Source organism: Aeromonas sp. WP2-W18-CRE-05 (assembly GCF_014168615.1).
Classification (GTDB): Bacteria; Pseudomonadota; Gammaproteobacteria; order Enterobacterales; family Aeromonadaceae; genus Aeromonas; species Aeromonas caviae.
Genome location: NZ_AP021917.1, coordinates 2109129 through 2133243, shown reverse-complemented (window position 1 = coordinate 2133243; position 24115 = coordinate 2109129). Strand labels below are relative to the sequence as shown.

Annotated in this window: 19 protein-coding genes; 4 read left to right on the top strand and 15 right to left on the bottom strand. The window is 62.9% G+C overall.

Annotation, left to right across the window (positions count from 1 at the left end):
* Positions 1-8 precede the first annotated feature (8 nt).
* Together nuoM and nuoN are read left to right on the top strand one after the other, a co-directional pair.
* Entirely contained in the window at positions 9-1526 is a 1518-nt protein-coding gene (nuoM, locus tag H7R73_RS10055; protein WP_182951735.1) for an NADH-quinone oxidoreductase subunit M, read from the top strand.
* A 43-nt stretch (positions 1527-1569) separates the two neighbouring features.
* A complete protein-coding gene (nuoN, locus tag H7R73_RS10050; protein WP_103260276.1) occupies positions 1570-3033 on the top strand; it encodes an NADH-quinone oxidoreductase subunit NuoN in 1464 nt (487 codons plus the stop codon).
* A gap of 269 nt (positions 3034-3302) precedes the next feature.
* Here the strand turns inward: nuoN and purL are convergent, their stop codons facing one another.
* Positions 3303-7196 carry a phosphoribosylformylglycinamidine synthase gene (purL, locus tag H7R73_RS10045; protein WP_103260277.1) on the bottom strand — a complete coding sequence of 1298 codons (3894 nt, stop codon included), beginning with the start codon at positions 7194-7196 and terminating at the stop codon, positions 3303-3305.
* A 149-nt stretch (positions 7197-7345) separates the two neighbouring features.
* Between purL and mltF the strand changes: the two genes are divergently transcribed.
* Together mltF and H7R73_RS24390 are read left to right on the top strand one after the other, a co-directional pair.
* A complete protein-coding gene (mltF, locus tag H7R73_RS10040) occupies positions 7346-8839 on the top strand; it encodes a membrane-bound lytic murein transglycosylase MltF (protein ID WP_029314683.1) in 1494 nt (497 codons plus the stop codon).
* A 175-nt stretch (positions 8840-9014) separates the two neighbouring features.
* Positions 9015-9140: a hypothetical protein gene (locus H7R73_RS24390; RefSeq protein ID WP_267893442.1), complete on the top strand. Its 126-nt coding sequence runs from the start codon at positions 9015-9017 to the stop codon at positions 9138-9140.
* A 22-nt stretch (positions 9141-9162) separates the two neighbouring features.
* Here the strand turns inward: H7R73_RS24390 and H7R73_RS10035 are convergent, their stop codons facing one another.
* The 14 genes from H7R73_RS10035 to hscA form a co-directional block, all read right to left on the bottom strand.
* Entirely contained in the window at positions 9163-9393 is a 231-nt protein-coding gene (locus H7R73_RS10035) for a zinc ribbon domain-containing protein (RefSeq protein WP_042016649.1), read from the bottom strand.
* Between the two features lie 123 nt (positions 9394-9516).
* Positions 9517-11013 (bottom strand): ribosome biogenesis GTPase Der, encoded by a 1497-nt coding sequence (gene der / locus H7R73_RS10030; protein WP_010675045.1) that lies wholly within the window; start codon positions 11011-11013, stop codon positions 9517-9519.
* A 74-nt stretch (positions 11014-11087) separates the two neighbouring features.
* Positions 11088-12272, bottom strand: a complete 1185-nt coding sequence (gene bamB / locus H7R73_RS10025; protein ID WP_039038719.1) for an outer membrane protein assembly factor BamB — start codon at positions 12270-12272, stop codon at positions 11088-11090.
* The gene (locus H7R73_RS10020; protein WP_103260278.1) at positions 12265-12915 is read right to left on the bottom strand and encodes a YfgM family protein; all 651 of its coding nucleotides are present in this window, start codon (positions 12913-12915) and stop codon (positions 12265-12267) included. Before H7R73_RS10020 ends, bamB begins: the two co-directional genes overlap by 8 nt.
* A gap of 3 nt (positions 12916-12918) precedes the next feature.
* A complete protein-coding gene (gene hisS / locus H7R73_RS10015) occupies positions 12919-14196 on the bottom strand; it encodes a histidine--tRNA ligase (RefSeq protein ID WP_103260279.1) in 1278 nt (425 codons plus the stop codon).
* A gap of 138 nt (positions 14197-14334) precedes the next feature.
* Positions 14335-15465, bottom strand: coding sequence for a flavodoxin-dependent (E)-4-hydroxy-3-methylbut-2-enyl-diphosphate synthase (ispG, locus tag H7R73_RS10010; RefSeq protein ID WP_103260280.1), 1131 nt, complete (start codon positions 15463-15465; stop codon positions 14335-14337).
* Positions 15466-15475: 10 nt separating this feature from the next.
* The gene (locus H7R73_RS10005) at positions 15476-16396 is read right to left on the bottom strand and encodes a RodZ domain-containing protein (RefSeq protein WP_103260281.1); all 921 of its coding nucleotides are present in this window, start codon (positions 16394-16396) and stop codon (positions 15476-15478) included.
* Positions 16386-17177, bottom strand: a complete 792-nt coding sequence (gene tapF, locus H7R73_RS10000) for a PilW family type IVa pilus biogenesis/stability lipoprotein TapF (protein WP_080768047.1) — start codon at positions 17175-17177, stop codon at positions 16386-16388. Before tapF ends, H7R73_RS10005 begins: the two co-directional genes overlap by 11 nt.
* An 11-nt stretch (positions 17178-17188) precedes the next feature.
* Positions 17189-18292, bottom strand: coding sequence for a bifunctional tRNA (adenosine(37)-C2)-methyltransferase TrmG/ribosomal RNA large subunit methyltransferase RlmN (locus H7R73_RS09995; protein WP_041213014.1), 1104 nt, complete (start codon positions 18290-18292; stop codon positions 17189-17191).
* Positions 18293-18459: 167 nt separating this feature from the next.
* Positions 18460-18888, bottom strand: a complete 429-nt coding sequence (gene ndk / locus H7R73_RS09990) for a nucleoside-diphosphate kinase (RefSeq protein ID WP_010675053.1) — start codon at positions 18886-18888, stop codon at positions 18460-18462.
* 277 nt (positions 18889-19165) lie between these two features.
* A complete protein-coding gene (gene pepB / locus H7R73_RS09985; RefSeq protein ID WP_041213015.1) occupies positions 19166-20449 on the bottom strand; it encodes an aminopeptidase PepB in 1284 nt (427 codons plus the stop codon).
* Positions 20446-21747, bottom strand: a complete 1302-nt coding sequence (gene pepB, locus H7R73_RS09980; protein ID WP_103260282.1) for an aminopeptidase PepB — start codon at positions 21745-21747, stop codon at positions 20446-20448. Before pepB (H7R73_RS09980) ends, pepB (H7R73_RS09985) begins: the two co-directional genes overlap by 4 nt.
* A gap of 157 nt (positions 21748-21904) precedes the next feature.
* Complete coding sequence (fdx, locus tag H7R73_RS09975; RefSeq protein WP_005299781.1) at positions 21905-22243, bottom strand: ISC system 2Fe-2S type ferredoxin; 339 nt, start codon at positions 22241-22243, stop codon at positions 21905-21907.
* A gap of 1 nt (position 22244) precedes the next feature.
* Positions 22245-24092, bottom strand: a complete 1848-nt coding sequence (hscA, locus tag H7R73_RS09970) for a Fe-S protein assembly chaperone HscA (protein WP_069785159.1) — start codon at positions 24090-24092, stop codon at positions 22245-22247.
* Positions 24093-24115 lie beyond the last annotated feature (23 nt).

Below are 24115 nucleotides of genomic sequence, written 5' to 3'. Positions count from 1 at the left end.
CTGATATCGTGACCTTACTCTGGATCTTGCTAATTCCCTTCATCGGCGGCTTGCTCTGCTGGCAGATGGAGCGGCTCGGCGGACAGTTTGTCCGCTGGGTGGCCCTCGCCTCCATGAGCGCCTGTCTGGTGCTCTCCAGCGCCATCTGGCTCGGTGGTGACTTCACCCTCGCCAACCCCGGCCTCCCCGTCTGGGCAGCCGAGTGGCAACAACCCTGGATCCCCCGCTTCGGCATCTCCCTGCACCTCGCCGTGGACGGGCTGTCGCTCCTGATGGTGATCCTCACCAGCTTCATCGGCGTGCTGGCCATCCTCTGTTCCTGGAAGGAGATCGTCCAGCGCATCGGCTTCTTCCACCTCAACCTGCTGTTGATCCTGGGGGGCGTGCTCGGCGTCTTCATGGCGGTGGATCTGTTCCTCTTCTTCTTCTTCTGGGAGATGATGCTGGTGCCGATGTACTTCCTGATCGCGCTCTGGGGCCACTCGGTCACCGATGGCAAGTCGCGCATCAACGCCGCCACCAAGTTCTTCATCTACACCCAGGCGAGTGGCCTCATCATGCTGGTGGCCATCCTGGGCCTGGTACTGACCCACCACGCCGCCACCGGTGTCTTCACCTTCAACTATCAGGAACTGCTCAACACCCCCATGAGCAGCACGGTACAGTGGCTGCTCATGCTGGGCTTCTTCATCGCCTTCGCGGTCAAGATGCCCCTGGTGCCGCTCCATGGCTGGCTCCCTGATGCCCACAGCCAGGCGCCCACCGCAGGCTCCGTGGACTTGGCGGGCATCTTGCTGAAAACCGCGGCCTACGGCCTGCTGCGCTTCACTCTGCCGCTTTTCCCCGAGGCGTCCGCCGAGTTTGCCCCCTACGCCATGGTGCTCGGCCTCATCGGCATCGTCTATGGCGCCCTGCTGGCCTTTGCCCAGACCGATATCAAGCGGCTGGTTGCCTACACCAGCATCTCCCACATGGGCTTCGTGATGATCGCCATTTACTCCGGCAGCGAGCTCGCCCTGCAAGGGGCAGTGGTACAGATGATTGCCCACGGGCTCTCGGCCGCCGGCCTCTTCATCCTGTGCGGCCAGCTCTACGAGCGCCTGCACACCCGGGATCTGCGCCAGATGGGCGGTCTCTGGGGACGGCTGCGCTACCTGCCCGGCGTGATGCTGTTCTTCTCCGTCGCATCCCTCGGGATGCCGGGGACCGGCAACTTCGTCGGCGAGTTCCTGATCCTCATCGGCAGCTTCCAGGTGGCCCCCGTCATCACCGTCATCGCCACCTTCGGGCTGGTGCTGGCCTCGGTCTACTCCCTCATCATGCTGCAACGGGCCTGCTTCGGGACGCCCCGGGAGGAGAGCATGCTCAAGGGGCTGGATACCCGGGAACTGACCATGATGCTGACCATCGCCGGCCTCTTGGTGCTGCTCGGTCTCTATCCCCAGCCGGTGCTCGACACCGCCAGCAGCAGCCTCCTGAGCGTGCTGCACTGGTACGCGCTGCCGGGCACGGGGGCGCTGCAATGATGCTTTCTCTTTCGCCTTCCTTGTCCATGTCGGGAGCACTGTCATGACGTTTACTGTTTCTCAACTGCTGGCCCTGCTGCCCCTGTTGCTGACCACGGGGGCCATGGTGGCCCTGATGCTGGCCATCGCCTGGAAGCGCTGTGACGACACCGCCTTCGTGGTCACCATCATCGGCCTCAACCTCGCGCTCTTCTCCCTGCCCATCGTGATGGCCCAGGGGGATCAGGGGGTCACTCCCCTGCTGCAAGTAGACGCTTACGCGGTCTTCTACATGGGGCTGGTGCTCATCGGGGCCCTGGCCACCTGTACCTTCGGTCGCACCTGGCTCAAGGGCTATCCGGACAACCGGGAAGAGTTCTACCTGCTGCTGCTCATCGCCACCGCAGGTGGTCTGGTACTGGCGGCCTCCCGTCACCTCGCCTCGCTCTTCATCGGGATCGAGATGCTGACCCTGCCCATGTTCGGTCTGGTGGGGTATGCCTATCGCGAGCGGCACTCGCTGGAAGCCAGCATCAAGTACATGGTGCTCTCCGCCAGTGCCACCGCCTTCCTGCTGTTCGGCATGGCACTGCTCTACGCCCAGGCCGGAAGCCTGAGCTTCAGCGATCTCGGTGTGACCCTGGCCCAGAGCCCGGCTCACCATCCGCTGCTGATGGGGGGCTTTGGCCTGATGCTGGTCGGCTTTGCGTTCAAGCTGTCCCTCGCCCCCTTCCACCTCTGGACCCCGGACGTCTATGAAGGGGCGCCGGCACCGGTGGCCACCTTCCTCGCCACCGTGAGCAAGATAGCCGTGTTCTGCGTGCTGCTGCGCTTCTACCTGGCGGTACCCGCCACCTCGGATCCCATGATCCACTGGCTGCTGGCGGCCATGGCAGTCATCTCCATCGTGGTCGGCAACCTCCTGGCGCTGATCCAGACCAACATCAAGCGGATGATGGGTTACTCCTCCATCTCTCACTTCGGCTATCTGCTGGCAGTGATTGTGGCAAGCCGCCTCGGCGAGATGCCGGTGGAAGCGGCGGGTGTCTACCTGCTGATGTACCTGTTCACCAGCCTGGGGGCCTTCGGCGTCATCAGCATGATGTCCAGCCCCTATCGCGGCAAGGATGCGGACTCCCTGCACAGTTATCGCGGTCTGTTCTGGAAGCGCCCCTATCTGACGGCGGTGATGACGGTGATGATGCTCTCCCTCGCGGGTATCCCCATGACGCTGGGGTTTATCGGCAAGTTCTACCTCATCGGCGTCACCGTCGATGCCAAGCTGTGGTGGCTCAGTGGCGCCATCGTGCTCGGCAGTGCCCTGGGGCTCTACTACTACCTGCGGGTCATGGTCACCCTCTACCTGCGTGAACCCGGCATGCAACTGCGCGATGCCAGGGCCGACTGGGCCTTCTCCTCCGGGGGCCTGGTGGTGCTGCTCTCCGCCATTCTGGTGGTATTGCTCGGCATCTACCCCCAGCCCGTCATCAGCCTGGTGCAGGGCTTCCAGCACGTGGTGCTGCGCTAGCCTCAGGTTCAGCTCACACAGCAAAACCGGCCTCCATGGCCGGTTTTTTTTATGTCCGCCAAGGCCCGGTCCGGCTTGCCTATCTGGCAGGCGATACCAGATCCCTCCCCTCAATCCATCCCATATCCTCCAGCAAGCAGCTGGCGGAGCAGCGAGCTGAAGATGGCCTCGCCCCCATCGTGCTCGTCTCCTCCTGCCCTCCCTATTCTCAGATCCACGCCCATAAAAAAACCGGCCACAAGGGCCGGTTTTTGGTTTCTTGCTGACTCTTAGCCCAGACGGACTCTCGCGTTTCTGAACATGCGCATCCAGGCGCCATCCTCACCCCAGTTGTCCGGGTGCCAGGAGTTGGCCACGGTGCGGAACACCCGCTCCGGGTGCGGCATCATGATGGTGGCGCGGCCGTCCGCACTGGTCACCGCGGTGATACCGTCAGGGGAGCCGTTGGGGTTGGCCGGGTATTGCACGGTGACGTTGCCGCGGTTGTCCACGAAACGCAGCCCCACCAGACCGCTCTGTTGCAGCGCAGCCAGGTGAGCGGCATCGCGCACTTCCACACGCCCTTCCCCGTGGGAGACGGCAATCGGCATCACGGAGCCCGCCATCCCGGCGAAGAAGGCGGACGGGGAGTCCTGCACTTCCACCAGGCTGAAGCGCGCCTCGAAACGCTCGGAGCGGTTGCGCACGAAGCGCGGCCAGAGATCCGCCCCCGGGATGAGGTCGCGCAGGTTGGACATCATCTGGCAACCGTTGCACACCCCCAGGGAGAGGGTATCGCCGCGCTCGAAGAAGCGCTGGAACTGCTCACGGGCGTTGTCGTTGAACAGGATGGACTTGGCCCAGCCTTCGCCCGCCCCCAGCACGTCGCCGTAGGAGAAGCCGCCACAGGCCACCAGGGTCTGGAAATCTTCCAGCTTGATGCGCCCCTCGAGGATGTCGCTCATATGCACGTCCACCGCAGTAAAACCGGCGCGGTCAAAGGCGGCCGCCATCTCCACGTGGGAGTTGACCCCCTGCTCGCGCAGCACCGCCAGACGGGGAGAAACCCCGCGAGCGATATAGGGCGCGGCCACGTCGTCGGACGGGTTGTAGGTGAGCCTGGCCTGCAGACCCGGATCGGTGGCGTCCTGGCGGGTGGCATGCTCCTGATCGGCGCACTCCGGGTTGTCCCGCAGGCGCTGCATCTGCCAGCTGGTCTCGCCCCAGAGGGTGCGAAGGGCGGTGCGGCTGGCGCGATAAACCTCGCTGCCGGCACGCTGGAACAGGATGAGGTCGTCTTCGCGCACCGTGCCCAGCACGTGGGAGCAGGCTGCCAGACCGTGACCGGCCAGCAGGGTCAGCACCGCTTCCTTGTCTTCGCGACGAACCTGGATGACGGCCCCCAGCTCCTCGTTGAACAGGGCCGGCAGCAGGTTGCCACCCACGCGATCGAGCTGGATGTCGAGGCCGCAGTGACCGGCAAACGCCATCTCGGTCAGGGTGACGAAGAGGCCGCCGTCGGAGCGGTCGTGGTAGGCAATCAGCTTGCGATCCGCCACCAGCGCCTGGATGGCGTTGAAGAAGCCCTTGAGCTGGACGGGGTTGTCCAGATCCGGGGCGCTTTGCCCAAGCTGGCGATAGACCTGGGCCAGGGCGGAGGCGCCGAGGCGCTGCTTGCCGTTGCCAAGGTCGATGAGGATAAGGTCGGTCTCACCGAGATCGGTACGCAGTTGCGGCGTCACGGTATTGCGCACGTCCTCGACCCGGGCAAACGCCGAGATGAGCAGGGAGAGCGGCGAGGTGACGCTGCGCTCCTCCCCGTCCTGCTGCCAGCGGGTCTTCATGGACATGGAGTCCTTGCCCACCGGGATGGTGATGCCAAGGGCCGGGCAGAGCTCTTCGCCCACCGCTTTCACGGCTTCGTAGAGACCCGCATCTTCCCCCGGGTGGCCGGCGGCAGACATCCAGTTGGCGGAGAGCTTGACCCGCTTGAGGGAGCCGATATTGGCCGGTGCCAGGTTGGTCAAGGCCTCGGCCACCGCCATGCGGGCGGAGGCGGCATGAGAGAGCAGCGCCACCGGGGTGCGCTCGCCCATGGACATGGCTTCACCGTGGTAGCTGTCGTAGGTCGCGGCGGTGACGGCGCAGTCAGCCACCGGGATCTGCCAGGGGCCGACCATCTGGTCGCGGTTGACGAGGCCCGTTACGGTGCGATCGCCGATGGTGATGAGGAAGGACTTCTCCGCCACGGTCGGCAGGCGCAGCACGCGCTCTGCGGCGTCGCTGAGGGTGATGCCGTCCAGTTGCAGCGCCTTGCCCTGGGCGGGCAGGCTCTGCACGTCACGGTGCATCTTGGGCGCCTTGCCAAGCAGCACGTCCAGCGGCAGATCGATGGGCTGGTTGTCAAAGTGATCATCAGAGAGAGTGAGATGCTTCTCTTCGGTGGCGGTGCCGATGACGGCATAGGGGGCGCGTTCGCGCTCGCACAGGGCCTTGAACAGAGGCAGCTTGTCCTGGGCCACGGCCAGCACATAGCGCTCCTGGGATTCGTTGCACCAGACTTCCAGCGGGCTCATGCCCGGCTCGTCGTTCGGGATGGCACGCAGGTCGAAGCGACCACCGCGATCCCCGTCACTCACCAGCTCCGGCATGGCGTTGGAGAGACCACCGGCGCCCACGTCGTGGATGAAGACGATGGGGTTGTCGTCCCCCAGTTGCCAGCAGCGGTCGATCACTTCCTGGCAGCGACGCTCCATCTCGGGGTTGTCACGCTGCACGGAGGCGAAGTCGAGATCTTCGGCAGACTGACCGGACGCCATGGAGGAGGCTGCGCCGCCACCCAGGCCGATGTTCATGGCCGGACCACCCAGCACGATGAGGGCCGCCCCCACCGGGATCTCCCCTTTCTGGACGTGCTCGCTGCGGATGTTGCCGATGCCGCCCGCCAGCATGATGGGCTTGTGGTAGCCGCGCACCTCGACGCCGTTGTGGCTCGGCACCTGCTCTTCGAAGGTACGGAAGTAACCCAGGATGGCAGGGCGACCAAATTCGTTGTTGAAGGCGGCGCCGCCAAGGGGCCCTTCCTGCATGATGTCAAAGGCGCTGACGATGCGGCTCGGCTTGCCGAAGTCCTGCTCCCAGGGCTGCTCGAAACCGGGGATGCGCAGGTTGGAGACGGAGAAGCCCACCAGGCCCGCCTTGGGTTTGGCGCCACGGCCTGTCGCACCCTCATCGCGGATTTCGCCGCCGGAGCCGGTGGCGGCACCCGGGAAGGGAGAGATGGCGGTCGGGTGGTTGTGGGTCTCCACCTTCATCAGGATGTCGACGCGCTCCTGGTGATACTGGTACTCACCGTTGGCGGGGCTCGGGAAGAAGCGGCCACCCTGGCTGCCTTCCATCACCGCGGCGTTGTCTTTGTAGGCAGACAGGACATGATCCGGCGTCTGCTCGAAGGTGTTCTTGATCATCTTGAACAGCGACTTGGGCTGCTGCTCGCCGTCTATGGTCCAGTCGGCGTTGAAGATCTTGTGGCGGCAGTGCTCGGAGTTCGCCTGGGCAAACATGTAGAGCTCGATGTCGTTGGGATTGCGACCCAGCCGGGTGAAGTTGGTCACCAGGTAATCTATTTCGTCATCGGCCAGGGCCAGACCCAGGGTCACGTTGGCCTCTTCCAGGGCGGCGCGACCACCACCCAGCACATCTACCTGGGTAAAGGGGCGCGGCTCGTGGTGAGCAAACAGGGCGGCGGCCTCGTTCATCTCGGCAAAGACCACTTCCATCATGCGATCGTGCAGCAGGGCCGCGATCTCGCTGCGCTGGGCCACGCTCAGCTCACCCTTGGCCTGCACGTAATAGGCAATGCCGCGCTCCAGCCGCTTGACCTGTTTCAGGCCGCAGTTGTGGGCGATGTCGGTTGCTTTGGAAGACCAGGGGGAGATAGTGCCGGGGCGGGGGGTAACGAGGAACAGCTGACCGCTGGGGGTGTGTTCCGGGATGGTCGGGCCGTAGCGCAGAAGCTGGCCCAAGGTCGCTCGCTCGGGGGGCGACAGCGGGCTCGTCAGCTCGGCAAAATGCACGTATTCCGCATAGACGCTTGCTATCTCTACTCCTCTCTGTGCGCAGCTCTGCAGCAGCTTGTGGACACGAAACTCAGACAGTGCTGGGGCACCACGCAAGATTTCCATATACCTTTCTCACCAAGTTTTAGAGTGTGGGGGGATTTGAGACGCGCGTATTATAGGGATCAGGCCCATCCTGAACAAACGTTTTTCTCATCTCGCGCGGTGTGACTCCCTTCATACTCTCTGGTATAAAGGTGCCTCTTTTTTGACAAATGCCGATTTTTTCAACAAGGGTACTCACCTACTTGCGCTGCATTTTTCGACTGTTCATCGGGATGATGTTGACGCTGGCCCTGGCCGGTTGCGACTTCTACCACCCCTCCAGCCAACTGGAGCAGATCCGCCAGCGAGGCGAGATCCGGGTTGGCACCCTCTACGGCCCCACTTCTTATTACCAGCGTGACGACACCGCACTGGGGTTCGACTACGAGCTGGCGCAGCTTTACGCCGACTGGCTGGGGGTCAAGCTGACCATAGTACCGGCCTACAGCACCGCCGAGCTGGTCGAGCAACTGCAAAAGGGCAAGCTGGATCTCGCCGCCGCCGCCATCGTCGTGACCCCGGAGCGGCGCAAGCTGTTCCGCTTCGGCCCAGGCTTCTACCAGGTCTCCCCCAAGCTGGTCTATCGCAACGGCTCCCCCAGGCCCAAGAACCTCGGTGACATCAAGGGCAGCATAGTGGTGCCGGCGGGCTCCACCGGCGAGGACCTGATGAAGGAGCTGGCCAAGCAGTACCCCAACCTGAAGTGGAGCACCAATCGGGATGCGGACGTGGAGGAGCTGCTCAAGCAGGTGGCCGACGGCAAGGTGGACTACACGGTGGTGCAGGACACCATACTGGCCCGTACCCAGCGCTACTACCCCGAACTCACCGAAGGCTTGACCCTCGCCAGCAAGCAGACCGTGGCCTGGGCCATGACCAAGCTGCCCGACGACAGCCTCTACGCCAGCATCATCGACTTCTTCGGTCAGCGCTTCATGGATGGCGCCATCGCCAAGCTCGACGAGAAGTACTTCGGCCACGTGCAGAACTTCGACTTCGTCGACACCCGTACCTTCCTGCAACGGGCCAAGAGCCTGCTGCCCAAGTACCAGGCGCTGTTCCAGACCCACGCCAAGGATATCGACTGGCGGCTGCTGGCCGCCATCAGCTATCAGGAATCCCACTGGGATCCCCAGGCACGCTCCTACACCGGGGTGCGCGGCATGATGATGCTCACCGGTCCGACCGCCAAGGCGATGGGGGTAAACGATCGCACCCACCCGGAAGAGAGCATCAAGGGGGGCGCCCGCTACCTGCAGGAGATGATGGCGAAGGTGCCCGACTCGGTCCCGGCGGACGAGAAAGTGTGGTTTGCCCTCACCGCCTACAACATCGGCTACGGCCACATGATGGATGCCCGCCGCCTGACCAAGGAGCTGGGCAAGAACCCGGACGCCTGGAGCGACGTGAAAGAGGTGCTGCCCCTGTTGCAGCAGTCACGCTGGCATCGCAAGGTACGCTATGGCTATGCCCGTGGCGGCGAGGCGCGCAACTATGTCAACAACGTGCGCCAGTACTACCAGAGCCTGCTCTGGCTCGACAACGAACAGCAGAAGGCCCATCGTCGGGAGGAGCTGGACGAGGACGACAGCAGCGAGCCGGACGTGCCGGCGCAGCGTCCGGCCATCATCGCCGAAGTGGTCAAACAGATCATCACCCCCTAGCCTCGCCGGGGGGTGTGTTTTCCTGCCCTGTTCTCTGTTACCATCCTTGGGTATACGAAGGGCGCTGGAGCGAACTTATTGCAATGTATTCATTGCGTTGCAGTTCCTGCCAAGGGCCCTTTCGGCCCCACGCAAGACCAGGGAGGAGAACAGGATGCGAGCACGCAGAAGAGCCATGTTGGCCCGAAAAACCAAATGTGCCTGGAGCCCGAGACGCAAGCTCAAGCTGGCCGACATGAAACGCAAGATCTGGCACAGAAACCGCTCCTTCACGCTGCTGATAGCGGAGCACACAGTATAAACCCGGCATCAGCCGGGTTTTTTTATGCCTGGTCAGGCTGCGCTTCAAACAGAACGGTGCGCTTGGAGACCAGGGTGTTGCAGTGGTTGCAAAAATAATCCACCGCGCCGCAAGCCCGAAGCCGTTCCAGCTCCTGCCCGCAGGCAGGACACAGGGCCCGGATGCGATAACGGGCCTGACACTGGCCACACGTCGTCTCGCGGCTGCGGCTGTCCAGTTCGCCCTGACAGGCAGGGCAGGTCAGCGTGTTCATTCTCTTCTCGACTCCTCTTTACGTCACTGTACACCGGCGTCACTTGCAGCCCCTCCCCCGGTTTGTCTGCCCTGAAGAGGGCCACCAAGAAAAACGGCTGCCGGTAAGGGCAGCCGCAGGGCTTTATTTCTTCGCTTTGGCCTTGAGCAGGCGCTTGCGCTGGCGCTCCTGGCTCAGGGTCAGGGTGTTCTTCTTGCCCTCGAACGGGTTGACCGACTCCTGGAACTCCACCCGGATCGGGGTCCCCATGATCTTCAACGACTTGCGGAAGTAGTTGATGAGGTAGCGCTTGTAGGAGTCCGGCAGGTCGTTCAACTGGTTGCCGTGGATCACGATGCGCGGCGGGTTGTAGCCACCGGCGTGGGCATACTTCAGCTTGACCCGGCGACCATTCACCATGGGCGGCTGGTGATCTTCCTGGGCCATTTGCATGATGCGGGTCAGCATGGCGGTGCTGGTACGGCGAGTCGCGGACTCGTAAGCCTCGTTGATGGATTCGAACAGGTGACCGACGCCGCTGCCGTGCAGGGCGGAGATGAAGTGCACCCGGGCGAAGTCGATGAAGCCCAGACGTCTGTCCAGCTCGTTCTTGACGTCCTCTTTCACCTTCTGATCCAGGCCGTCCCACTTGTTGACCACCAGTACCACGGAGCGGCCGCTGTTGAGCACGAAGCCGAGGATGCTCAAGTCCTGATCGGTGATGGTCTCCCGGGCGTCAATGACCAGCAGGCAGACGTTGGCATCTTCAATCGCCTTGAGCGTCTTGATGACGGAGAACTTCTCCACCGTCTCGTGCACCTTGCCACGGCGACGCACGCCGGCGGTGTCGATGACCACGTATTTCTGATCGTCGCGCTCCATGGGGATGTAGACGGAGTCGCGGGTGGTACCCGGCATGTCGTAGACGATGACCCGATCTTCACCCAGCATGCGGTTGGTCAGGGTCGACTTGCCGACGTTGGGACGACCGACGATGGCGAACTTGATGGGCAGGTCGGCGAACGGCGTCTCCTTGGTGTCTTCCCGGGTGTCGAGCTCACCGGCAGCCACCATGCGCAGCAGGGCCTCTTCGTCGAACTCCTCCAGCTCTTCTTCCTCTTGTGCCTCGGTGGCAGAGCCGACCAGGGTCTCGAGGTGAGGGGCCAGGGCCAGCTCCAGCAGGCTCAGTACGCCACGGCCGTGGGCGGCCGCCATCTGGTAGACCTCGCCCAGGGCCAGACCGTAGAACTCGGACACCGCGGAATCGCCGTCGATGCCGTCGGTCTTGTTGGCCACCAGAAACACCTTCTTGTGGGTCTTGCGCAGGTGCTCGGCGATGGCCTGATCCGCCGCAGTCAGACCGGCGCGCGCATCCACCATGAAGAGCACCACATCGGCCTCTTCGATGGCCAGCAGGGACTGCTCGGCCATCTTCAGCTCGATCCCCTCCTCGGTGCCATCGATACCGCCGGTATCGACCACGATAAATTCCAGCTCGCCCAGCTTCGCCTGGCCATATTTGCGGTCCCGGGTCAGGCCGGGGAAGTCGGCAACCAGGGCATCCCGGGTACGGGTCAGGCGGTTAAACAGGGTGGATTTCCCCACGTTGGGGCGGCCCACCAGGGCAACTACAGGAGTCATAAAAGCCTCATTCTCAAGACGACAAAGGCTCCGGGTCCGAAGACCAGGAGCCGGATATTCACATTATCGGACGATCAAGGACGCTTGAGGGCGTACAACTTGCCGTCACGGCTCTGCACATACAGGGTGTCACCCTCCACCAGCGGAGCGGCATAGAGACCACTGCTGTCGAGCTGCTGCATGGCCTTGATGGTCCCGTCGGTACGGTCCAGCCAATACAGGTAACCTTCCACATCGCCGACCACCACATAGTCACCCAGGATGACGGGGGCGGTCACGGTGCGGTTTTCCAGCTGGGTGTTGGACCACAGCTCGAGACCGTTGCGACGATCGACCGCAAACAGATGGCTGCGGCTGTCGGTCAGCACGATGGCATTGCCGGTCACCGCCATGTCGCGATAACCGGAATACTTGCGTTTCCACACTTCGTCGCCGCTCATCAGCTTGCGCGCCATCAACTGGCCGTTGTAGGCGATGGCGTAGAGCTCATCACCGGCAATCAGCGGGCTGGCATCGACGTCCACCATCCGATCCAGTTCGGTGGCGCCGCGCGGGTCAGCCACCTTGGATTGACGCACAGGCTGGCCGTTGCTCAGCAGGGCGATGCCCACCTTGCCATCGGCGCGGCCATAGATGACGGCACCGTTGGTGATGATGGGGGCGCCGGCACTGCGCAGGGTCAGGGGCGGCTGCTCTTCGGACAGGGTCCACTGCAGTTTGCCCTCGTCGGTATCGAGCGCCACCAGGCGACCGGAGGTGGTCAGCACCACCACGCGGCCATCCTCAACGGCGGGGCTCGCCACCACTTCACCCGGCACCGTGGTCTGCCACAGCACTTCACCGTTGGCCTCGTTCAGGGCGTAGACCACCCCGTTTTCGGACCCGAGGAACAGCTTGCCGTAGCGGGAGACCAGGCCACCGGAGAGACGGGCACTGCGCTTGTCGGCGTTGATGGGCAGATCTGCCAGATCCACGCTCCACAGCTCCTTGCCGCTCTCGCGCTCGAAGGCGGTCACATCGCCATCGCGGGCCGCTGCATAGATACGGTCCTCTTCCACCACCGGCTTGAGCTGGGAGTAGAAGTTGCCGATGCCATCCCCAACCGAGGAGGACCATGCAGTATCGGCAGTGAACGCGGACTCGACCTTGGGCAGGGGTGCCATGGGGTTGAGATCTTCTTCCGAACTGAACAGGGAGCAGCCCTGCAAGGCGAAGGAGACAGCCACCCCCAGCGCCATTCGCTTGTACAGATTACGCATCCGGAGCCTCGCCCGCAGTGACGGCTGGCAGCGCCAGATCATCCATTTTCAGCTTGAGTTCGGCGCTGCTCTGCAGGCCGCCGGCATCCGCCGCCGCTTGATAGGCATCGCGCGCTTCTTCAGCCTTGCCCTGCTTTTGCAGGATATCGCCGCGCACTTCCGCCACCTGGGCCTTGAAGGCGTCGTTGTTGATCTTGCCAAGCTGGGCCAGGGCCTCGTCTGCCTTGCCCTGATCGCTCAGGACCCGGGCCAGACGCAGGGCGGCGATGGGCTTGATGCTGTCGTCGCCACTGGCGGCCACCTGGGTCAGCTGCTCGGCAGCCAAATCCAGCTTGCCCACCTTGACGGCGGCCGCGGCCAGTTGCAAGGCGGCCAGCTCGGCATAGGCGTCACCCTTGTGAGCGGTAATGAAGCTCTTTGCCTGCTCCAGGGCGGCGTCATCCCCCTTGGCGAGCTGGGCGGTCATCTCGTTGTAAGCCTGGGAGGCGGCTTCCTGGTTGTTCTGCTGCATCTCGTTGTAGTAGCGCCAGCCAAAGAGGCCGACCAGACCGATCACGGTCCCGGCGATCACCGAGGTGCCGTTCTCTTTCCACCAGTTCTTGATGACCTCAACCTGTTGTTCTTCAGTGGTATACACTTCCACAGCTTACTCTCCTTTCGCTGCCAGCAGGGCGATGGCGGCATCGACCGAGACGGTCTGTTGCTCGGCCTGGCCACGCAGATATTTGATGGTGATCTCCCCGCTTTGCACCTCGGTCTCCCCAAGGATCAGGGCAATGGCCGCGCCGCTCTTGTCGGCACGCTTGAGTTGTTTCTTGAAGTTGCCGCCGCCGCAGTGGCTCATGAGGCGCAAGTCCGGCAGGGCATCGCGCAGGCGCTCGGCCAGGGCAAAGCCAGCCTGCTCGGTCCCCTCACCCACCATGCAGAGATAGACATCCACCGCCGGGCGGATGTCAGCATTGAGCTCGAGGGTTTCAAGCATCAGCACCAGACGCTCCATGCCCATGGCGAAACCCACCGCCGGGGTCGGCTGGCCACCGAGCTGCTCCACCAGTCCGTCGTAGCGACCACCGGCACAGACGGTGCCCTGGGCCCCCAGGCTGTTGGTCACCCACTCGAACACGGTGAGGTTGTAGTAGTCGAGGCCGCGCACCAGACGCTCGTTCACCTCGAACTGGATGCCGGCCGCCGTGAGCAGGCGCTTGAGCCCTTCAAAGTGAGCCAGGCTCTCTTCGCCCAGGTGGTCGAACAGACGGGGGGCACCCGACAGGATGGCCTGCACTTTTTCGTCTTTGGAGTCGAGCACCCGCAGGGGGTTGCTGTACATGCGGCGCTGGCTCTCTTCGTCCAGCTGCTCCTTGTACTGCTCCAGATAGGCCACCAGCGCATCGCGATAGGCGGCACGTTCGCTGCTCTGACCAAGGGTGTTGAGCTGCAGGGTCACGTGATCGCTGATGCCGAACAGACGCCACAGGCGGTGGGTCAACATGATGAGCTCGGCATCGATGTCCGGCCCGTTGATGCCGAACAGCTCGACCCCGAACTGGTGGAACTGGCGATAGCGACCTTTCTGGGGACGCTCGTGACGGAACATGGGGCCCATGTACCACATCCGGCGTTCCTGGTTGTAAAGCAGACCGTGCTCGATGCCGGCACGCACGCAACTGGCGGTCCCTTCCGGACGCAGGCTCAGGCTGTCGCCGTTGCGGTCTTCAAAGGTGTACATCTCTTTTTCGACCACGTCGGTCACTTCACCGATGGCACGCTTGAACAGATGGGTCTGCTCGACGATGGGCATGCGCACTTCGCTGTAGCCATAGCTGGCCACGACCTGGCGCAGGATCTGTTCTACTTTCTGCCATACCGGGCTCTGCTCCGGCAGGCAATCATTCATACCGCGAATAGCTTGGATCTGTTTTGCCACGTTGATACTCGAGAAAAAGAGGTAAAATTTGGCCGCATTATAGGGATTTTCGACCCCGAGGTAAAATCGGGTGCCCGGATGCGGGATGTAAAATCAACAACCTAAAGCCGGGGCCACCCCAGGTGGCCCCGTCATGGTTCAACCTTTGTCCACCTGGATCTGGTTGGCCGGATCCAGCATGGCGGCCCGGGCACGGATGCGACGCTCCAGAGTCGGGATCAAATCCTTGTTGTCGAGCCGGTCGACCCGCTGGCCCCCCTCGTAGAAGGCACTCTTGTTGGCGGCGCCCGCAAGGCCGAGATCGGAAACCAGCGCCTCCCCCGGACCGTTCACCACACAGCCGATGATGGAGACATCCATCGGGGTGATGATGTCTTCGAGCCGCTCTTCCAGGGCATTGACCGTGCCGATGACGTCGAACTCCTGACGGGAGCAGGAGGGACAGGCGATGAAGTTGATGCCGCGGGAACGGATGCGCAGGGATTTGAGGATGTCGAAGCCCACCTTCATCTCTTCCACCGGATCGGCGGCCAGGGAGATGCGCAGGGTGTCGCCAATCCCTTCGCTCAGCAACATGCCAAGGCCGATGGCGGACTTGACCGCGCCGGCGCGAAAACCGCCCGCTTCCGTGATGCCCAGATGCAGGGGTTGATCGATCTGCTTGGCCAGCAGGCGATAGGCACCGACCGCCAGGAAGACATCGGACGCCTTGACGCTCACCTTGAAGTTCTGGAAGTCGAGGCGATCCAGGTAATCCACGTGGCGCATGGCGGACTCCAGCAGCGCCTCCGGGGTCGGCTCGCCGTATTTCTCCTGGAGATCACGCTCAAGGGAACCGCCGTTGACGCCGATCCGGATGGGGATGTTGTAGTGACGGGCGCAATCCACCACTGCACGCACCCGCTCTTCGTTGCCGATGTTGCCCGGGTTGATGCGCAGGCAGTCGGCCCCGTACTCGGCCACTTTGAGGGCGATGCGGTAGTCGAAGTGGATGTCGGCCACGATGGGGATGCGGGTCTGCTGCTTGATGAGCTTGAACGCTTCCGCCGCCTCCATGGTGGGGACGGAGACCCGGACGATGTCGGCGCCGACCCGCTCGATCCGCTGGATCTGCTCGACGGTAGCGGCCACGTCCGTGGTCTTGGTGTTGGTCATGGTCTGTACCGTGATGGGGGCATCGCCCCCAACCGGCACGTTGCCGACCATGATCTGTCTGGATTTGCGACGAACGATGGGTGATTCGTGTGCGGGCTTTTCGTGAACAGACATGGCGGACTGATTACTCCTGCGGCAGTGAGAAGCGGGCAGTCCGGCCGTTGTTGTAACGGCTCATGTCGAAGGACTTGCCCTGATATTCGAGATTGACCGCCATGGGCGCGCCAATGATGAATCTGAGTGGCTCGGGTCCTTCCAGTACCAGTTCGTCGTTCGCCTTCTTCAGACCGCTGAACAGGGTCTTGCCGTTGGCATCCTTGACGTCCAGCCAGCAATCGGCGGTGAAGCTCATCTTGAGCTGGGGCGCCTTGGCGGGCTCGGTGGCCGTGCTCTCGGCAGTCGAGACCGCACCGGAAACGTCCGTCGGGACGGCTGCGCTGGCATCCGTAGCGACCACAGGCAGGGTCGCGGTGGCACCGCTCACCACAACCTGAGTGGACACGGCATCGGACGCTGCGGGCAGCACGGGCTCGGCGACCTCCACGGCGGGGGCAACATTCGATTCCGGTGTATTGACGGTCGCGCTCATCTCGGTCGCCGCCAGGGCGTCGTCACCGGCGGAGCGGCGCGCCGTGCTCTGCCACCACCAGGCGACGGAGAGCCCGATCAGCACCAGGATCACAAGCCAGGTCACCACCTTGAGCCGGCTGTCATTGGCCTGCTGGCGGGAGCGACGGGAGAAGCTCTGCATGTCGATGTTGTCTGGGGGGGTCAGTCCCAGCTTCTCGTAGGCGGCGAGGATGGTCTCCTCGGGGATGCCCACGAGCTTGGCATAGGCCCGCAGATAGCCACGAATGAAGGTATGGGACGTGTGCTTGTCATAGGTATCCGCTTCGATGGCGGCGATCAGGGTCAGACGAAGGTGAATGCGGGACGCAACCTGTTCCCGGGTCCAGCCGAGCTGTTCACGGGCGTTGCGCAGCAGCTGGCCTGGGCCCGCTGCCTGGGAGTCGTCTTGGAAATCGTGTGGCTGTTCAGTAGTCATTGGCTAAGTAACGCTTGGCTTGTTGCGAAGTGGGATATTGCCTTACCAGCTCAGTCCCGAATTGGTGAAGTAATGCCGGTTTGTCCATGGCCTGGGCCAGCCGCAGCCGGAGCCAGAGGCTCTCCTCGTTCTCCTCTGCCACATCGGCAAAGCGCGCGAGGTAAGACTGGACATCAGGAAGCTTGCCATCTTTCATGGAAAGCTCGGCCATGTCCAGCAATAACCTAGGATTGCGGGGATTATACCCCAAGGCCAGACGATAATACTCGCCAGCCTTGTCATTTCTGTGATTTTGCATCGAGCAGAGCGCCGCATTCTCGTAGGTATCGGCGATCTTCACGTAATCGGGCTGACTGACGGCCTGCAAGAACGCCTTTTCCGCTTCGTCGAAGCGGCCACGGTTGCAGAGGAAGGCGCCATAGTTGTTCATCGCGTCAGCATTGGACGGATCCATGGCCAGCGCTTTCTTGTAGCTCGCCTCGGCGGCCTTGAAATCCGACACCTGCTGGTAGAAATAGGCAAAACCGATGTAGACCTGAGGATTATTGGGATCGTACTGAAGGGCGCGGTCGAGGTTGAATTTGGCCTGCTCGGCATTGCCCTGGCGCAGATACTGGATACCCAGATCGAGACGAGTCTGGGCGGCAGCCTTGAGGTCGGGACCCACTTCACGCTGGGTCGAATTCTGGCCAGCGTAAGTGGTCTCTGTGACACAGCCTGGCAGCGCACAGAGCGCTGCCACTACGATCAATGTACGGATATCCATTTCCTGTCTATACAATGGCTTAGGAGTTAAACCATTTTGACGGAAATCCCATCCTGTTGCATCCGATTTTTCATGGTGCGCTTGGTGCGGTCGATCACCTCCCCCACCAGCTGCCCACAGGCGGCGTCGATGTCGTCACCACGGGTCTTGCGCACGATGACGGTCAGGCCGTATTCCATCAGCACCTTGGAGAAACGGTCGATACGGCTGTTGCTCGGCTTGCCAAACGGGTTGCCCGGGAAGGGGTTGAACGGGATCAGGTTGATCTTGCAAGGGGTTTCCTTGAGGACCTTGGCCAGCTCATGGGCATGCTGCATGTCGTCGTTGATGTGGTCGAGCAACACATACTCCACGGTCACCCGGCCGCCGTTGGCGTTGGACTTGGCCAGATAGCGGCGTACACCGGCAAGGAAGGACTCGATGTTGTACTTGTCGTTGATCGGCATGATCTCGGAACGCAACTGGTCGTTCGGCGCATGCAGAGAGATGGCCAGGGCAACGTCGATCTGGTCCCCCAGCATATCCAGCGCCGGCACCACACCGGAGGTGGAGAGAGTGACGCGGCGCTTGGAGATGCTGAAGCCGAAGTCATCCATCATCAGCTTCATGGCCGGTACCACGTTGGCGAGGTTGAGCAGCGGCTCACCCATGCCCATCATCACCACGTTGGTGATGGGGCGCTTGCCGCCCACCACTTTGGCGGCACGCCACACCTGGCCGATGATCTCGGAGACTTTCAGGTTGCGGTTGAACCCTTGCTGGGCGGTGGAGCAGAAGGTACAGGCCAGGGCGCAGCCCACCTGGGAGGAGACGCACAGGGTCGCGCGGTCCGCTTCCGGAATGTAGACGGTCTCCACCTCCTGATCGCCCACCTGCAGCGCCCATTTGATGGTGCCATCGGCGGAGCGCTGTTCACGGCTGATCTCGGGGGCACGGATCTCGGCAATGGCCTTGAGCCGCTCGCGCAGCGCCTTGTTGACGTTGCTCATCTGATCGAAATCATCACAACCGAAGTGATAGATCCACTTCATTATCTGGTCTGCCCGGAACGGCTTCTCGCCCAACTCGACGAAGAAGGCACGCATGGCATCCCGGTCGAGATCCAGCAGGTTGGTTTTTGTTTCGCTCATCAGGGGCCTCAGCTCACACACTTCATAAATTATCGGCTGACCTACGTCAGGGGGCGGCATTGTACAAATAATGGGTCTGGCTTTCCACCTGGAGAATAAGTGGATATTGGCTGGATGACCAAAAAACAAAAGGGAGCCGAAGCTCCCTTGGTCACCAGCAGACAACATCAGCCGCGCGGGCAGATCTCGTCGTCGGAGAAGAAGTAGGCGATTTCACGGGCGGCAGAGGCCGGGGCATCGGAGCCGTGGACGGCGTTGCGATCGATGCTCTCGGCGTAGCAGGCGCGCAGGGTGCCGGCCAGGGCCTCTTTCGGGTTAGTGGCGCCCATGATTTCACGGTGACGGCGGATGGCGTCTTCACCTTCCAGCACCTGTACCATGACGGGGCCAGAGGTCATGAAGCCGACCAGACCATCATAAAACGGCTTGCCCTGGTGCTCGGCGTAGAAACCGGCGGCCTGTTCGCTGGTCAGGTGCAGCATCTTGGCGGCAACCACTTTCAGGCCGGCGCTTTCGAAGCGGCTGTAAATGGCACCAATCAGGTTCTTGCTGACCGCATCCGGCTTGACGATGGAGAAGGTACGTTCGATAGCCATTGAGTTCTTTCCTTAACTACAGAGTTTTATTGTAGGAATCCATGTTCGGCGGCGATTATACGTAAACAAAAAACGAAATAACACACAAAAAATCAACTTTTTGTTAAACAAAAGAATCCTTGAAACAACATGGTGACTCATCTTGTGCCAGGGCAGAGAGAAAAAATGTGCGCTTGCGCACGATCGGCATGCTAATGCCTCAAAACCGTATTAATTGCTCAGCAAAGCAGCACTGGAAAGGGCACCCTGAGGTGCCCTTGTGATGCCGCTCACTGACTCAGCGCGTCTCCGCCAGCAGGGTATGGGCGATGGTGCGCATCCCCAGGGTATTGGCCCCGGGCGCCCACAGACTGTCGCCGTTTTCGCTGAAGCAGGCGGCGAGATCGACATGCAGCCAGCCTCTTCCCTCATCAGGGACAAAGCGGGAGAGGAAGCCTGCCGCATTGGAGGCCCCCCCCGGTCCGCCGCCCGGCACGGGGCGGCTGTTGGCGGTGTCGGCATAGTGGGACGGGCACTGCTGGCGATGCCAGGGCTCCAGCGGCAGCGGCCATGCTGGCTCCTGCTCCGCATCCGAATAGGCCATGGCGCGGCTCACCAGCCCCTTGTCCAGACCAAACAGGGCGTTGTAACGCCCCCCCAGCGCCATCACGGCCGCCCCGGTGAGGGTGGCAGCGTCGATGATGAGCGGCGCACCAGACTCGCCGGCCAGTTGCAAGCCGTCGGCCAGGATCAGACGCCCTTCGGCGTCGGTATTGACCACCTCCACCGTGGTGCCGTTCTTGTAGGTGAGGATGTCACCCAGCTTGTAGGCATGGCCGGATACCAGGTTCTCGGCGCAGCAGAGGATGAGCTTCACCCGCTTGTCGAGGCCACGCAGAATGGCCAGCGCCAGCGCGCCGGTGACGATGGCTGCGCCGCCCATGTCGTGTTTCATGGTCAGCATGCCCTGGGAGGTCTTCATGGAGTAGCCGCCGGAATCGAAGGTGATCCCCTTGCCCACCAGGGCGGCCGCTACCGGCGCCTTGGGATCCTTGCCCGGATTGAAATCCAGCTCCAGCATCACGGGCTCGCGGTCACTGCCACGCCCCACTTGATAGAGACCGACCCAGCCCGCCTGTTGCAGCGCCTCTCCCTTGAGGATGCGATGGCTGATCCGGTCCGGTGCCAGCTCGGTGAGGAAGGCAGCGGCTTCGACCGCCAACTCCAGCGGCCCCAGCTGCTCCGGGGTGGCGTTGGTCATCTCCCGCACCCAACGCCCGCACAGCCAGCGCGCCTCCAGTTCCTCCCTGTCCTCCTCGGACGAAGTGGCCCACTGCAACCCCACTTCCGCCTTGGGCGTCTGCAGCCCCTGGGCAAAGGCCCACTGCTGCTCCCGCTCCCAGTGGCCAGCCAGGACCACCTGCTGGATCCCCTGGCTGCACAGGCGCCGCGCCGCCTGCTGGATATCCAGCAAGGGAGTGGCGCTCACCAGATGGATCACCATGCCGTCGGCACGGTGGGAGAGCAGTGCCCCCTCCCCCCACTCGGCCGGTGCAAACTCTCGGCTCAACCAGACGTTCATGCGCACACCTCCTGCAACCAGCGGGCAATCGTGCGAAGACCATGGCCCTTGGCACCGGTCGCCCAGAGATCATTGCCCGACTTCTGATAGGAAGCGGCCAGATCCAGGTGCACCCAGCCCTTGCCTTCGTCACGGACAAAGCGCGACAGGAACGCCGCTGCGGTGGTGGCACCGGCAGTGCCTTCGGCGGACGCCACGTTGCCCAGCTCGGCAAAGGCCGAGGTGAGCTGGCCTGCGTGCCAGGGTTCGAGCGGCAGCGGCCAGGCCTTCTCGTTTTCGGCGTTGGCGGCAGCCAGCGCGCGCACCTGCTCCGCCTCATCGAGGGCAAACACGGCATTGTAGTCGCGGCCCAGCGCTGTCTTGGCGGCGCCGGTCAGGGTGGCAGCGTCGAGGATGTAGGCAGCCCCGCTTTCGCTGGCGGCCAGCAGGCCGTCTGCCAGCACCAGGCGACCTTCCGCGTCGGTATTCTGGATCTCGACCGAGATGCCGTTGCGATAGGTGAGGATGTCGCCGAGCTTGAAGGCGTGGCCGGAGACCAGGTTCTCGGCGCAGCAGAGGATGAGCTTGACCCGCTTGTTCAGGCCACGGCTGATGGCCAGCGCCAGGGCGCCGGTCACCATGGCGGCGCCGCCCATGTCGGACTTCATCGGCAGCATGTTGTCGGAGGACTTCATGGAGTAGCCGCCGGAATCGAAGGTGATCCCCTTGCCCACCAGCGCCGCGACCACGGGGGCGTTGGCATCCCCGGTCGGGTTGTAGTCGAGCTCCAGCAGCACCGGCTCGCGCTCGCTGCCACGGCCCACCGACCAGATCCCGATATGACCCGATTCACGCAAGGCTTCGCCAGCGGTGATGCGGGCGGTCACCTTGTCACCGCCGAGGCTGCGAATGAGCAGCAGAGCGGACTCCGCCAGGCTCATGGGGTAGATGGCTTCCGGGCAGCCGTTGGTCACCTCGCGCACCCAGTGGGTCGCTTTGAGCAAGGCGGCGAGTTCGGCCGCTTCCTGCTCGCTCTGTTCACCAAGATCGAGCTCGCGAACCCCCTTGGCGGCATAGAAGCCCTGGGCAAAGGCGTAACGACGCTCCCCATTCCACCCCTCGCCCACCAGCTTGATGCGCTTGATGCCGCTCGACTCGAGGCGTCTGGCCCCGCGCTGGATGGCGCGCAGCGCCTCCTTCTCCTGGCCAGCGGCCAGATGGAGATGGGCCTCGTCCCCGTTGAAACTGAGCAGGGCACCCTCACCCCACTGGGCGGCGGCAGCCTGGGACGACAACCTTACGTTCATCATGTCAGCCATGTTCTCTTGCTTCCTTTTTATTGGCACTTTCATCAACGAATAGGGAAATCACGGGCACAAAAAAGGCCGCTCCCTCAAGGGTCACGGCCTTCACCATATCATTACTGCACCATGAGATGCTGCACGCGCAATTCACTCATGTGTAATTAAGGGGTCATCAGTGGCGCTCGGACGCCAGATTCAGGGTGTACTTGGGCAGTTCCACCACCAGATCCTCGTCCGCCAGTCTGGCCTGGCAGCTGAGACGGGATTCCGGCTCCAGCCCCCACGCCTTGTCCAGCATGTCGTCTTCCAGCTCGTCGCTCGGCTCGAGGGAGTCGAACCCTTCCCGCACCACGCAGTGGCAGGTAGTACAAGCACAGGACTTCTCGCAGGCGTGCTCGATCTCGATGCCGTTGCGCAGCGCGATGTCCAGAATGGTTTCACCGGTCGCACCTTCGAGGGCCGCGCCGTCCGGACAGAGCTCGGGATGGGGCAGAATAATCAGTTTTGGCATATCACACCTTGTTGACGTTTTGTCCGGTCAGCACCTTGCGGATGGAGGCATCCATCCGGCGGGCTGCAAATTCGCCACTGGCAGCGTCCGCTGCCTCGATGGCCTCTTTGATCTGGTTGGTGGTGCCCGTGCTGCGCATGGTCAGCAGATGGGCGATGGCGGCATCCAGCTCGGCCCGCTCGGCGGGGCTCAATAAGGCCTCGCCATCGGCGGCCAGGGCGGCGTTGAGACTCTCGACCACCCGGTCGGCCTCGACCTGTTGCTCCGCCAACATGCGGGCGTCCATGTCCTGCTGGGCATTGGCGATGGAGGCGCTCAGCATGTTGAGGATGTCATCTTCCCCCAGCCCGTAGGAGGGCTTGACCTGGATCTCGGCCTGCACGCCGGAGGATTTCTCCATGGCGCTGACCGACAGCAGACCGTCCGCATCCACCTGGAAGGTGACGCGAATGTGGGCGGCGCCGGCCGCCATGGGCGGAATGCCGGTCAGGGTGAAGCGGGCCAGGGAGCGGCAATCCGCCACCAGCTCGCGCTCCCCCTGCACCACGTGGATGGCCATCGCGGTCTGGCCATCCTTGAAGGTGGTGAACTCCTGGGCGCGGGCCACCGGAATGGTGGTATTGCGCGGGATCACCTTCTCGGCGAGGCCGCCCATGGTCTCAAGACCGAGGGAAAGCGGGATGACGTCCAGCAGCAGCATCTCGGCGTCGGGCTTGTTGCCCACCAGGATGTCGGCCTGGATGGCGGCACCGATGGCCACCACCTTGTCAGGGTCAATGCTGGTCAAGGGGGTGCGGCCGAAGAACTCGCCCACCCGCTCGCGCACCAGCGGCACCCGGGTCGAGCCACCGACCATCACCACTTCCAGTACCTCTTCCTGCTCGAGACCCGCATCGCGCAGGGCGCGCCGACAGGCCTGCAGGGTGCGCTTGACCAGGGGCTGGATCAGCTCGTCAAACTGGCTGCGGGTGACGGTACCCTGCCAGCCGGCAAAGGTGCAGGCAACGGCATCGGCATCGGTGAGGCCGTGCTTGATGCTGGCCGCCGCATCCAGCAACTCGCGCTGGGTACGGGCATCGAGCTGACCGGACAACCCGGCTTGCTCTTTGAGCCAGTCCGCCAGCAGATGGTCGAAATCGTCACCACCGAGTGCCGAGTCGCCGCCGGTGGCCATCACCTCAAACACCCCGCGATGCAGGCGCAGGATGGAGATATCGAAGGTTCCGCCACCCAGGTCATAGACGGCGATCACCCCTTCCTGACCGGAGTCGAGGCCATAGGCGATCGCGGCCGCCGTGGGTTCGTTGAGCAACCGCAGCACATGCAGACCGGCCAGTCTGGCCGCGTCCTTGGTGCCCTGACGCTGGGCATCGTCAAAATAGGCGGGCACCGTGATGACCACGCCGTCGAGGTCTCCCCCGAGGGACGCGGCACCGCGCTCGGCCAGTTTTTTCAGGATCTCGGCCGAGACCTGCACCGGATTGACCAGCCCCTGGCGGGTCCGCAACTGAGGCATACCCGTCTCGGTAGCTACGAACTCGTAAGGCTGCTGGCGGGTATCGATGTCGGCCAGCGCCTTGCCCATCATCCGCTTGACCGAGACGATGGTGTTGTGGGGATCGAGGGCCGCCTCACGCTTGGCATCGAAGCCAACCCGGATGGTATCGGCCTGGTAATGGACCACGGAAGGCAGCAGATCACGCCCCTGCTCGTCACAGAGGGTGTCGGCCTGGCCGCTGCGCACGGCGGCGACCAGGGAGTTGGTGGTGCCAAGATCGATGCCGACGGCACGTTTATGCTGGTGAGGCGCGGCGCTCTGGCCTGGCTCGGCAATTTGCAGTAATGCCATGGGTAATCACAATTCCTGCGTTA